An 11,261-nucleotide genomic window follows, 5' to 3' on the forward strand; every position below is an offset into this window, starting at 1 on the left:
TAAATAAAATTTAGATATAACTTTTTTATTTTTAAATCTATGGAGCAGAGGGTTTAGCCTTTTATTTATGTCCCTTGCTGAAGAATCTTTTTATTACTGAGATATCATCATTCGTATACCCCTGATTGATCAATTCTTCTTCTATATCTCTGACTTTTGATGTTATAGGAAGATCTAGGCCTGATTCTTGAGCAGTTCTCAATGCTATGCATAAATCTTTATGATGAAGACCTAGTTTGAATCCCAATGGATATTTATCTTCTAACATTCCTTGAGAACGGTTTTTTAAGGCCCAGGAGTTGGCAGCACCTTTTTGTAATGCTTCTATAACCATATTCATTGGTAAACCTAATTTTTGACCTAAAGTAATAGCTTCTGCTACTGCCACATAGCAACCAGCAACTAATATTTGATTTATAGCTTTTACTTCTTGACCTTTTCCAGCTGTTCCAAATGCATACAGATTACTTGCTATTGAACTAAGAATTGATTCTAATTCTTTCAGTAGGATTTTATTGCATCCTAGAAACATTGTTAATGTTCCAGCTTTAGCTCCTTCTGTACCTCCGGAAACTGGAGCATCTATATAAGTAATATTTTTTTTTGCAAGTCTAATTGAATTCGCCTTTGCTTTATGCGGGCTAATAGTAGACAAATCAATTATAGTAGATCCTTTTTTAAGGCCTTTCTCAACTCCATTTGAACCGAAGAGAATCATTTCAACTGCTTGGTCATCACTTACGCAAATGAATAAGAGATCAGATCTTTCAGCTAGATCCTTAGGACTTTTAAAGATCTTTGCACTTTTGAGGTTACCTCTATTTTTTGATATTGCCGTCCTGTTATATATATTTAATTGAAATCCAGCCGATATTAGCCTTTCCGCTATTGGTTGACCAATGGAACCTAGGCCAATGAAGCCTATGATTCTGGTTGAATCGATAACATTAGAATTCATTTTTTATCTTCTGTGAGATTAACAATAAGGTTTTAAATAAACCTCATAGTCTATATATCAATCAATATATTGTTAATAGTTAATAGATTCATCCTCAACTCTGGCTGCTCAAATTTCAATTCGTATGGACCTGAATTGATGAGAGGTGTGCTGTACTTACAAATCTTGCTAATGAAGTTTGCAGGAAGATGAAGTTTATGGACCTGTTTAGAGGAAAAAAAAGCCCTTATTGTAAGGGCTTCGATCAATTTACATATGAATTATTTAGTGTAATGGACCCCTCGATAGCTCAGGGTAGGATGTAGTTCGCGTTGTGCTTCGTTTCTGCAGGTGTTGTAATGCTTGCGCCTGTATGTAAGTTCAACGCATTGTTTGTTAGTAAGGGGCTCTTTGTGCTGGACATAATCATGTCCGCGATAAAGAAGTGTGCTCATAATTCAGAGTCCGAATAGCGGCCCAAGTCCCCGTTCCTTGGCTTGGGTCGAACTGCGCCTTGCTTTGTAGCAAGGTGAACGTTTTTGTAGCGGTTGCTACATAAATATTATGAACCTGAGTTATGCCGTTTGCATTGAAAGGACACAAAACTTTTTTTGTTGCAGTCGAGCACGAGTGCAAGCATTGTCAGCTTTATCACTGAAGTGAGGGGAGTCTATGCTTTTTTTTTGTGGAGAGAGAAATCTTTGGTGGTTTGGTTAGTGAGTTTGTCCAACCTCATGATTTGTAAGGATCGTCACTAAGTGTTCCCAGACTGCGATGTCAGCGTCAATCCCCTTTTTTACTCATTGCTTAAGCTTTCTCAGAGGTTAAAAGGGTTCAGTTCTTTGGATGGGGATTCAATGAATGAATCTAAACAATCTGTGTCATCGATGCCTAGGGGGATCACCGAGGTGAAAATTGTTGAACGAGAGTGGGGAATTGAGAGATGTTTTAAAACCCTAGATGGGAAAGACCACTGTATTCCAGCATCTTTTGATTACTGGCTTTTTCGCTGAAATTAAAAGGGGGCGCGCGATCAAGGCCCCCCCTTCTTTTTTCTTCAAAACAGATAAAGCCCTAAATAGCAATTTTCTCAATACCCCCAATCGAATAGCTTCTTTTTAGGACTTTGATAGCTCAGCTTTCTGGAATCATTTAAAAGCGATCGGAGGAAGTGCTTTAAGAGTTCTATTCAAAATTCAATTGATTGAGGATTTGTGGAGAACAAATTTTCTGCTTATACAAAAGTCATTCTTTTCAACAGGGAATGGTTGTGTTTTTTATAAAACGTCAGTAATAGATCCATTTAGCTATTAAGACTCATGTCGAAACATTCATCTTTTCTTCTTGATGGGGAATACCTGCGATATTTTTACATGTCTTTAATTCGTATTTATCAATGGGAATGGATGCATTTAGCCTGACTGCTCCTGTCTTTGGAGTTATCGGTGCAGCCTTGATCGCTATCTTCGTTGCAGGTGGTTCATCTGATACTGATGGTCAAGGAACCAACATGTCCTGAACCTTGAGTTGTGTGGTTATTCTTTAGGCAGCGTTTCGACGCTGCCTTTTTTATGGTTATTGCAATTTTGGAGTTTCTAGGATCGACTCCAACCCTTGCCATAACTATGACACAACCTTAATCACTAAAAGATTCAAAATTTCTTAGAGCTATTTCAAGAAGTCGTATTAGCTAGTCTGTTGTTTGTATCTTTGGAATTAGATAAAGCTTCAATTATCTAAAAATTTAATTCGAGAGCTACAAGTAAAAAGTTGGATTTTCTCATATTGATCTTTTGCTAAAGAATGGTTTATTTAAATAAAAAAGCCTGCCGTGACAGGCTTTTTGGAGAACTTGAGAGGTGTTTCCTTGTTGCCACTGCTCAAGAGCTCTTCTCCTCACTCATTAATATTTACGCATGAGATCTATTTTGCAAGTCACCTTATCTGTCAAACATCAGCTTAAGAATATTTTTTTGCAATGTCAGATCAAGCTTTTGAGAAACTTATGAATCTCAAGAGAAATCATTGGTGGTTAACTCCGTGGGTTGCACATGGCATCCAGAGCTGCCCCATCTTATGAACACCTAGACATCCAAGCTTTTTGGCTTCAGCTTCTGCAATAGATCTGGTTGGATAGGCGTAAATATTCTTACTGGATGAGGGACCATCGTTATTAATAGGCTGTTGAAGAGCTGCTCCTTCTGGGCTCCATACCCTGAGCCCCATTGTTGTTATTCCTGCTGAAAATATTCCCATTCCCACTATCGATGCGTTGACGACTCCCATTGCTACTACACCAACAGATACAACTCCCATAGGAACAATTCCAATAGTCACAATACCCATAGGAACAATTCCAATGGAAATGATTCCTAGGGGAGCGATGCCTATCGCAATTTTTTTAGGTTTACTTCCACAATGAGCAGAACCTTGTGACCCTTGTTGATTGGGCTTATTTGGAATTGTCATATTGAAACTTTAGTGGTTGTGGCTTTCACCAAGATGTTTATGTTTTTGACAGGGCATCCATTGACTACCCATTTTGTGCGCTCCAGTGCAATTAAAGGCTTTTGCTGCTTTTTCCGCTTCTGATTTGGTTTTGAAAAGCGCTGGTGTTCTAACTTGTTCCTTAGGAGTTTCGTTTGGTTGTATTTGAGACGAACAACCAACTAAAGAAATTTGAACTAACGCAAGCCCTATTGGGAAAAGAGTTGGTAGCTTTCTCAATTTCTTAAAATGTCCAATTCCATAATTTAAAAAAAAAAATTGCATTTGTCATTATTAAAACCAGGCTTTTCCTAAACCAAGATATAGAAACTGCCAATTACTTATCTCAAACTTTTTAGGATTATGCATAAAGTACTGTTGGCACAAATTTATGTTGTTTGCGGTAAGGTTTTCCCTAACTGCCAAATCAACAAAATTCTTGTCCCGACAAGGAAAAGTGACAGTGATGCCAGCCCAACACATAAAGGACAATGTGGAAAACCCATTCGCCTTTGAGAGATAATCAATTACTAGCCAGGAATTCAAGATAATGCAGCAGGCCTCTTTGCCTTGTTCTTCAAGAGTTTCTCTTTAGATGATGAAGTACTAAAACATCATTATTAAAATTATCTCCTAGCCATTCCTTGTATTCGGCTAATACGCAAATCTTATCTTTGCCTTCTAAAACCTCGATTCTAGTGATTGCGTGCGCAACGATTTCTGCAAGAATTTCTGATTTATGCAGATTTTTATCTAATGGATAACGCCAGTGAGGTCCCATAGTGAAGTCACCTCTGATTGATCTACTTAAGACTTAGCAACGAACTTTGTCATTGCCATGAGTGAAAGAACTTGATTATTTACTTTTCAGCAAACCTAAAAGTGGGAAAGTTTGTTTGACTGGTCAAGAAAGAATAATTCGGTAGCAGATTCGCCTCTATTGCAACCTGACTTTTTGTGTGCTGCCCATATATAAGTATAAATAAGGGGTTAAGGCAACCTTGCCTTTTTTGTCAGAATGCTTTCTTTGACTTTGATTCGCGTTTTTAGGGCTTTCCGACTTGCCATAACCCAATGACAAATAGGAATGTAAGAAGATTAAGTCCGAAGAAAATCAGATTTCTAGCTTCTCGTTTGGTTATAGGAATTCCTAGCTTTTCAGGATTTAGCTGATCTCCAGATTTTTGGAGCCCTCTAATAATATCTTGCATATTATTTGGTTCTTCTTGACCCATTGGTCTTACCTTCCAAGGGGGCCCCTTCTTTTTTGTCTGCTTTTTGCTGCTTGCAAGCCAAAGTACATGGCTAAAACAAAAAAAAGTAAGGCAAGGCTTGGTGTGCTCTGACTAAAAAATTCAATCAACATAATCGATCTTCAACTCCCTTTCATAATCGCTTTGAACTGTTCAAATTCTTTGGATTGTTCTATCAGCATAGATGATTGGGAGATTTTTTGGCTGGGAAGGAAACTTTTTCAAGTTGATTTTTCTAGATACCTTCCTTATCCTTTTTGTTTCCGCTATAAGACAATTGTTAATACCTCTTCCGCCTAATCTAACCTTCTAGGTGTTGAAGTAATAACAGAAGATAATGTCTACTCAATTTTCACCTTTTCTGCCAATGACAAAAACTAATTTTGCTTCTGAACCTCAATGGTTCAAGGGAAGTAGAGAACGAGGTTATAGAGGAAGGCTTTACAGTGAAAAACATATTCCTGAGCTATTGCGTTTAAAGAAGATTCAAGACCTATGGGATTCGGAAGAGAACAATGAAAGCATTGCAGCCTAATTATGGAACCCTTCAAATTTTGGCAAAACTTATCTGATGACAACAAGTCATTGGTGAAATCTATAGGTTTAGCATCCTTAGGTCTTTATGTTTTGTTGCAGCTGGCTACTTTGCTCTTGCCTTTAATGCTTTTAATAGCCATTGTCCTTTGGACTTATAAGACATTCGTAGGAAACAATCCTAAAATTCTTTAAATGGATTTATTTATGTTGACAGTAATGTTCAATTTATTTGGCTTGGAGCGTCTTTTGTCGGGAGAGTTACTTTCGTAACTACCTTTCTCATGGCTTCTGCTCGTGGCGGCTTACAAGAACTTGTTAAGATCCTTTGGTTAATTATGAAGCCTTAAGGAAGAGCAAAGGAATCAGATAACGTGTCCAAGAACTCCAGTTTCGGCGATTTGAGACATTCTGCTAAATTTTTTGGTATTCTCGACTACGCTTCTAAAAAGGAACGTACTTTTCTTAGCCTTAATTTCATTGAAGTTTTAAAAGATGTATTTTTACACTTATGGTCCAACCAATTCTTATTTTTATAGTAAAAACCCTTTTTACTATAAAAATAAAAGTTTTCATCATGAATGATTGGAAATGGCTTGTATCGCCTAGAGATAACTATATAGATAGCCTACTTCTAGGAAAGGAGAAAAGTGCAATTAAATTAGGATTTATTTAAGCTAATGAAAAGGATATTCGGACGCTTTATCGTTTCTGACTGGAGGGACCTTTCACCTCAGAAAAGGTTGAACATAAAGAGAATATTTATAGCGTTTTTATTTGCTTATGGAATCTTTGTTTTTCTTAATCGATATGCACTAACGATTTTTGTCTGGCTAACGATTTACTTTGCCTACACAAAGTTCGAGAAGACGAAATAGCCATTTCTTTTTGCTCATGATTGGATTCTACGAAAACAGATGCCTATTGTTGTTGGATCCTTGTTGGTTTAACAATGAGGGATCTGTGATTCCTTTTCATTGCGCCTTATAGAAGTATTCCGATAACAGCATCTCTCAATTATTGGTAGGATTCCTTCTTCTAGTTCTTGCAGAAGTTCATCTCTAAAATTAATGATATTTTCATTCGTTGGATGCTCATACCCAGCCTCCTGTGTATCCCAAAAGATGGCAAGGATTGTTCTGTGGAATAGTGGATGGCGTAATGACATTTTGAGGTTTTCTTATACCGTTTATTGAATTTTAAGAGCTAAGTAAGTATTTTTGTGGCAAGAATTAGAAATAAGACGCTTTATACTCAAAAAAAACAGCTAACTCTTCTTTTTTATTCTTCAGCCTCCCAACACTGCCTTTAAGACATAGAATATTTTAACTGGTTGTTGAAAGCCCCCCGTCGGCAAGATCCTTATCTATCAAATGATAAAAAATATTTACTTGGGTAGATCCACAATCTGATTTTAAAAACTAAAATTCAAAATACTGTGCTGATATCTATTACTTGTCAAAACAAAAAAACACACATTTAACTTACGCGTAATCATGTTTTAATCTCTAGACGCTTAAGAAATTAATAAGACTTGACTAGCTCGATTTTGGATCAATCCAAATGCAATTCTCTTTAATTTTTAATGGCTTACCGTTTCGATTCTGATAAACTGTATACATTACAAGTGATTTTAAATTGATAGTTTTCTTGATGATAGATTTTCTCTGGGGATTATTATCAAAATAATTGATCTGTTTTATCATTAGTTTGTTCCCTTTTAGCCTGGAGAAGAGCTCTTCCATAGAATTAAAATAAAGAGCTTCTTCAACTCTTCTGGTTATTGGCTTGAATGAATTAGTAAGAAGGTCGAAATAGTAAAGAGATCCATTATTTTTATGGAAAACAAACTTACTAGGTTGGGCAATACTAGGATTCAATCCACATTTAAGTGCTTGGTATGGGCCTGAAGAAATAGGTCGTCTATTAGAACAAGCTGCAACAGATAGAGCTAATCCCAACATAAATAAAAAATGTTTTTTCACAAGCCTCCCTTCCTTTGTAAGTATTGCCATATTTACAGATAATTTAGGAATTAAGGACTTTCTAAGAATTCCCCAAGAGATTATGCAGCTTGATCTCTCTCTTCAACAACTCTCCAACCTAGTTTGCTTAGATGACTCCATTGATCTAAAGCTTTAGCTGCGTAAGTTCTTTTTTTATATCTAAATTGCTTGGAGCCAACTCCATCGACCACCCACAATCCTATATATCCTTCATGTATCGGATTCATCGGATCTTTTTCAAAAAACAAAAGACTCCTACCCCCTGGGGCAATTAACCAGCCTTCTGGATACATAAAATTTCCATTAGTATCTAAAAACTAGTTAACTACCACTCTGCTGAGTGTCAAGCATTGCCTATTCAGTGACATTGATAAATAAACACTATATTGAATCTTTAGCCTTTGAGGCTTTTCTACCTTGTAACTCTTGTACTTAAGTTCTTTTTCTGATGGGCGATTAACTACTAAAAGCTCTGTTAGGCTTTATTACACTTGGTATTTCTTGTATCGTCTTCAATTGATTCCAATTTCTAGGCAGGCTTCTAAATGGAACAGCTGCTTTGATAGCACAGTTGTATGGGGCAACGAAGCACCAGAATTAAAGGTTTGGGACAAAAACTAACTAATTCAAATTACTTATATAGGATATTAATGTGGAAATGAACCTATAGCAGGAGAGAAAAGAGTACCTTTAAGATATTCTGGAGGGAAGGTAGTCAACTAATGTTAACTTTCTGACCATACTCTTATCAAGACAGCAAAAAATGCGCATCTTGATCTTTTTTTTCTGGATTCTGACTGGAATTGCTACAGGTGTTGTTGCTTCTGACAAAGGTCATGGCTTTGGATCTTGGTTGTTCGCTGGCTTGTTGCTAGGCCCGCTTGGCTTAATAGCTGTAGCAGGTTTATCTGATCAAAAACTCAGGGAATACATCAGAAGAACAATGGAACCCCCATCCATTCGAACCAATCAGAATACTCAAAAACTTTTGGAAGAAATCAATCTAAAAGTAGATTCAACACCTAAGCTTCTAAGCGAAAGCCAAAGTAATTTTGATGAGCAAAATCAGGGATACTTAAAAGATAAATATATAGGAGATTTTTTATTAAATAAGAGAGCTACTAAAGACCAAATCTGGAGAAAAATTTTTGAAATGCTTGAATTTCATAGGCCAGATATAGCTACTTTGTCTGATCCAGTTAAATCAAATTTAAACTTGTCTTTAACAGGTGGCAGAGCTTATATTATTTGTAGATCAGATGGAGCTAAAATTGCCTTAGCATATACAAAAGATAGCCCTGATAATCATTACCTATATTGGCAGCTAAGGATTTATTGAACTTATAAAAAATTAAAATTACAATAAGTATTTATGATTCGCATTTTACACCTTAAAATTTCTAAGGACGTACCAACTATTAAAGTAAATATAATAAATCTAAATTAAATTCTCCAAGACTTTTTTTCTCCTAAGGGGGGGGATAGACAGAATAAATATCGATTTTGAAATAGATTAACATGAGTCCTTTTGAGAATATTTTTCTAAAGCTTAAATTTTTACACCAATCTAGTTGTTACTAAGAGTGTTTTCCTTGTAGAAGTTAGACCAAAGATTTGGTTCAAATTTAGCAATAACCTGAATTTATATTTAAGACGAAATTTAATGCTACTATATAAAAAAGTGAATCTATTTAGAAGATTCAAAGCAATGCTTTCGGAGCAGATCATTCTTATAAAAAACACTTTTTCATTTTTAATGGGGTGTTGTTTTGGTAGTTTCATAAATGTGGTAATTTATCGCCTCCCTCTTGGAAAATCTCTAATATTTCCTAGAAGTTACTGCATAGAATGTAAATATAGAATTCGTTGGTTTGAGAATATCCCCTTACTTAGTTGGCTGTTTTTAAGAGGGATGTGCAGAAATTGTAATAAACCAATATCAATAATATATCCTTTGGTGGAATTAACCTCTGGCCTTTTATTTTTATTAAACAATTACTCTTTTTCTTCAGGCCTTTTGTCAAGCTCGTATTTTATTATAAATATATTTGGGTGGATATTTCTGTCATTACTTCTTGTATTATCTATTCTTGACATTAAATATTTTTGGCTGCCTGATTCTATTTGTAAAATTGGAATACTAGCTGGTATTTTTTCTAAACTGATAATAGGAATAATATATGAGGTTTCAACAACAGTTCTTTTGACAATGGTTTTTGAGTCAGTCGCTGCTGCATTTTTAGGTTATATGATTTTTCAATTAATTAGCGCTATTGGGTTGCGAATTTTTCAAAAACCTGCGATGGGAAAGGGAGATTCAAAGCTTGCCGCATTAATAGGCTCTTGGCTTGGGTTCATAGGACTTGGCATTAGTACATGGCTTGCATTTAACCTTGCAGGCATATTCGTAGTAATCGGGTTAGTTACTCGGAAACTTAAAAGAAATCAAAAAATTCCATTTGGAACCTTTCTTGCATTTTCTGCAATATTAGTATGGCACTTTGGAAATGACACTTTTATTAAACTGATATCACTAGCCTCTTAAAGTTATTATAAGCATAGATGATAAATCTTTTTTAATGTTATCTATAATATAAAAACTAGAATTTACTATATAAAGATAATCTAATAAATGGTATCGCATTATTATCAGAGTAACGCAACTAAATAGTAAAAATCCAAAGTTTTAGCCAACTGTCTGCATCATGCTAAACATTGGTAAATACATTGCTATTAAGATTAGGCCAACAAAAACAGCAACAAAGACGATCATCAACGGTTCCATTATCGAGGTCAAAGCTTTAACACTGTCTGAAACTTCATCTTCATAAAATTCAGCTAGTTTTGTTATCATTTGACTTAGCTCACCTGTTTCTTCTCCAATACGGAACATTGAGGTAAACATTATAGGTATTACTTGCTCTTGATCTAATACCCTATAAATTGGATTGCCAGTTTGAATATCTTTATACATCTTATCTATAATTCGCATAAATACTCTATTTGTCACGGTCCTTTTAGCTATGCTTAATGACTCTAGGATAGGGACCCCAGCAGAATTTAGAGATGATAATGTTCGCGAAAAATTTGCTAAGCAAGACTTAGTAACTAGGTCTTTAGTTAGTGGGAATTGTAATAGGGCTTTGTCATACCACCACATTACATAAGGCTTATTAGAAAAGTATCTATAGAAAAGATAAAGTGCTAATCCAGTCGGAACAGCTTTAAAATAAAATTGAGTTGACTTTAGCTGGTTAGAAAGATCAACTAGTATTTTTGTAATCGCTGGTAAAGTCGCTCCAGACTCCTCATATATATCTACAAATATCGGTATTACAAAAATCATCATTATAAATACAACTACTACTGTAAGTGTTGCGATTGCGACAGGATATGCCATTGCGCTTTGTATTTGTCCTTTTATTTTTGATAAACTTTCTAATAACTTAGCTTCGCGATCTAATGTGTCTGGCAATAATCCAGCAGTTTCTCCTGCTGAAACAAGGGCCCTATACATTTCATTAAATACTTCAGGATATTTATCTAGCATTTCAGTCATTGTTGAACCTTTACTTATCCCTATGGCTATTTCTCTAAATACATATTTTATTGATGTGTGCTCTGATGTCTCAGAAATAATTTTCAATGACTCTAATAATGGTAATCCAGTTCGAATCATTGATGATAATTGCTTTGTTGCTATAGCTAAATCTTTTGTTGGGGGAGCTTTTACCCTTCTACCTTCCATTGAATTAGGCCTTCTTAACTGATCTTGTCTTGCTCGCAACGCAGTCATATCACCTTCTAAGTATTCCTTTCTTTCCTGAATCTTTAGGTCTACATAAGTTTTTAAAGTAGCGATCTTACTTTTTTGTCGCTTTCGTATTGACTTCTTTTTTACAGGTAGAACATTTTTCATCTTCTTTTGTATTGTATTATTTTCATTTTCTGACGTCTGCTTGGAATTATTTAGAACGACTTTTCTTTTGTACCGAGCTTTTTCCATTAAGGCTCTAAGTTTCTGATTCTCAATATATTTGTAGC

General features: G+C 35.4%; 13 protein-coding genes. 3 read left to right on the forward strand and 10 right to left on the reverse strand.

Going from position 1 to position 11,261, the window contains the following annotated elements; translation table 11 throughout:
* Positions 1 to 61 precede the first annotated feature (61 nt).
* The 6 genes from SOI82_RS00140 to SOI82_RS00165 all read right to left on the reverse strand — a co-directional run bounded on the left by SOI82_RS00140 (position 62) and on the right by SOI82_RS00165 (position 4,659).
* Positions 62 to 958 carry an NAD(P)-dependent oxidoreductase gene (locus tag SOI82_RS00140; protein ID WP_320667381.1) on the reverse strand — a complete coding sequence of 299 codons (897 nt, stop codon included), beginning with the start codon at positions 956 to 958 and terminating at the stop codon, positions 62 to 64.
* Positions 959 to 1,218: 260 nt separating this feature from the next.
* Positions 1,219 to 1,392, reverse strand: a complete 174-nt coding sequence (locus tag SOI82_RS00145) for a DUF4278 domain-containing protein (RefSeq protein ID WP_320667382.1) — start codon at positions 1,390 to 1,392, stop codon at positions 1,219 to 1,221.
* Between the two features lie 1,567 nt (positions 1,393 to 2,959).
* The gene (locus SOI82_RS00150; RefSeq protein WP_320667383.1) at positions 2,960 to 3,406 is read right to left on the reverse strand and encodes a hypothetical protein; all 447 of its coding nucleotides are present in this window, start codon (positions 3,404 to 3,406) and stop codon (positions 2,960 to 2,962) included.
* 9 nt (positions 3,407 to 3,415) lie between these two features.
* On the reverse strand, positions 3,416 to 3,664 hold the full coding sequence (locus SOI82_RS00155; RefSeq protein WP_414153512.1) for a DUF3721 domain-containing protein: 249 nt from the start codon (positions 3,662 to 3,664) through the stop codon (positions 3,416 to 3,418).
* Positions 3,665 to 4,001: 337 nt separating this feature from the next.
* Positions 4,002 to 4,205, reverse strand: coding sequence for a hypothetical protein (locus SOI82_RS00160; RefSeq protein ID WP_320667384.1), 204 nt, complete (start codon positions 4,203 to 4,205; stop codon positions 4,002 to 4,004).
* A gap of 265 nt (positions 4,206 to 4,470) precedes the next feature.
* Positions 4,471 to 4,659 carry a hypothetical protein gene (locus SOI82_RS00165; protein ID WP_320667385.1) on the reverse strand — a complete coding sequence of 63 codons (189 nt, stop codon included), beginning with the start codon at positions 4,657 to 4,659 and terminating at the stop codon, positions 4,471 to 4,473.
* Positions 4,660 to 5,014: 355 nt separating this feature from the next.
* Between SOI82_RS00165 and SOI82_RS00170 the strand changes: the two genes are divergently transcribed.
* Positions 5,015 to 5,212, forward strand: a complete 198-nt coding sequence (locus SOI82_RS00170) for a hypothetical protein (RefSeq protein ID WP_320667386.1) — start codon at positions 5,015 to 5,017, stop codon at positions 5,210 to 5,212.
* A 945-nt stretch (positions 5,213 to 6,157) separates the two neighbouring features.
* On the opposite strand, the gene SOI82_RS00175 is transcribed toward SOI82_RS00170, so the two are convergent.
* The 3 genes from SOI82_RS00175 to SOI82_RS00185 all read right to left on the reverse strand — a co-directional run bounded on the left by SOI82_RS00175 (position 6,158) and on the right by SOI82_RS00185 (position 7,510).
* Positions 6,158 to 6,379, reverse strand: coding sequence for a carbonic anhydrase (locus SOI82_RS00175; RefSeq protein ID WP_320667387.1), 222 nt, complete (start codon positions 6,377 to 6,379; stop codon positions 6,158 to 6,160).
* A gap of 370 nt (positions 6,380 to 6,749) precedes the next feature.
* The gene (locus SOI82_RS00180) at positions 6,750 to 7,196 is read right to left on the reverse strand and encodes a hypothetical protein (RefSeq protein WP_320667388.1); all 447 of its coding nucleotides are present in this window, start codon (positions 7,194 to 7,196) and stop codon (positions 6,750 to 6,752) included.
* Positions 7,197 to 7,276: 80 nt separating this feature from the next.
* Positions 7,277 to 7,510 carry a DUF1651 domain-containing protein gene (locus tag SOI82_RS00185; RefSeq protein ID WP_320667389.1) on the reverse strand — a complete coding sequence of 78 codons (234 nt, stop codon included), beginning with the start codon at positions 7,508 to 7,510 and terminating at the stop codon, positions 7,277 to 7,279.
* 470 nt (positions 7,511 to 7,980) lie between these two features.
* On the opposite strand from SOI82_RS00185, the gene SOI82_RS00190 reads away from it, so the two are divergent.
* Positions 7,981 to 8,556 (forward strand): hypothetical protein, encoded by a 576-nt coding sequence (locus SOI82_RS00190; RefSeq protein ID WP_320667390.1) that lies wholly within the window; start codon positions 7,981 to 7,983, stop codon positions 8,554 to 8,556.
* A gap of 369 nt (positions 8,557 to 8,925) precedes the next feature.
* On the forward strand, positions 8,926 to 9,762 hold the full coding sequence (locus tag SOI82_RS00195; RefSeq protein WP_320667391.1) for a prepilin peptidase: 837 nt from the start codon (positions 8,926 to 8,928) through the stop codon (positions 9,760 to 9,762).
* A gap of 141 nt (positions 9,763 to 9,903) precedes the next feature.
* Here SOI82_RS00195 and SOI82_RS00200 read toward each other — a convergent pair whose 3' ends face one another.
* Complete coding sequence (locus SOI82_RS00200) at positions 9,904 to 11,223, reverse strand: type II secretion system F family protein (RefSeq protein WP_320667392.1); 1,320 nt, start codon at positions 11,221 to 11,223, stop codon at positions 9,904 to 9,906.
* Positions 11,224 to 11,261: the final 38 nt, after the last annotated feature.

It is taken from the genome of Prochlorococcus sp. MIT 1307 (genome assembly GCF_034092395.1).
GTDB lineage: Bacteria > Cyanobacteriota > Cyanobacteriia > PCC-6307 > Cyanobiaceae > AG-363-K07.

Excerpts from the sequence above, each read along its gene's own strand:
- SOI82_RS00190 (WP_320667390.1), top strand. The coding sequence starts at position 7,981 with ATGCGCATCTTGATCTTTTTTTTCTGGATTCTGACTGGAATTGCTACA.
- SOI82_RS00160 (WP_320667384.1), bottom strand. The coding sequence starts at position 4,205 with ATGGGACCTCACTGGCGTTATCCATTAGATAAAAATCTGCATAAATCA.
- SOI82_RS00145 (WP_320667382.1), bottom strand. The coding sequence starts at position 1,392 with ATGAGCACACTTCTTTATCGCGGACATGATTATGTCCAGCACAAAGAG.
- SOI82_RS00165 (WP_320667385.1), bottom strand. The coding sequence starts at position 4,659 with ATGGGTCAAGAAGAACCAAATAATATGCAAGATATTATTAGAGGGCTC.
- SOI82_RS00170 (WP_320667386.1), top strand. The coding sequence starts at position 5,015 with ATGTCTACTCAATTTTCACCTTTTCTGCCAATGACAAAAACTAATTTT.
- SOI82_RS00200 (WP_320667392.1), bottom strand. The coding sequence starts at position 11,223 with ATGGAAAAAGCTCGGTACAAAAGAAAAGTCGTTCTAAATAATTCCAAG.
- SOI82_RS00185 (WP_320667389.1), bottom strand. The coding sequence starts at position 7,510 with ATGTATCCAGAAGGCTGGTTAATTGCCCCAGGGGGTAGGAGTCTTTTG.
- SOI82_RS00195 (WP_320667391.1), top strand. The coding sequence starts at position 8,926 with ATGCTTTCGGAGCAGATCATTCTTATAAAAAACACTTTTTCATTTTTA.
- SOI82_RS00140 (WP_320667381.1), bottom strand. The coding sequence starts at position 958 with ATGAATTCTAATGTTATCGATTCAACCAGAATCATAGGCTTCATTGGC.
- SOI82_RS00150 (WP_320667383.1), bottom strand. The coding sequence starts at position 3,406 with ATGACAATTCCAAATAAGCCCAATCAACAAGGGTCACAAGGTTCTGCT.
- SOI82_RS00175 (WP_320667387.1), bottom strand. The coding sequence starts at position 6,379 with ATGTCATTACGCCATCCACTATTCCACAGAACAATCCTTGCCATCTTT.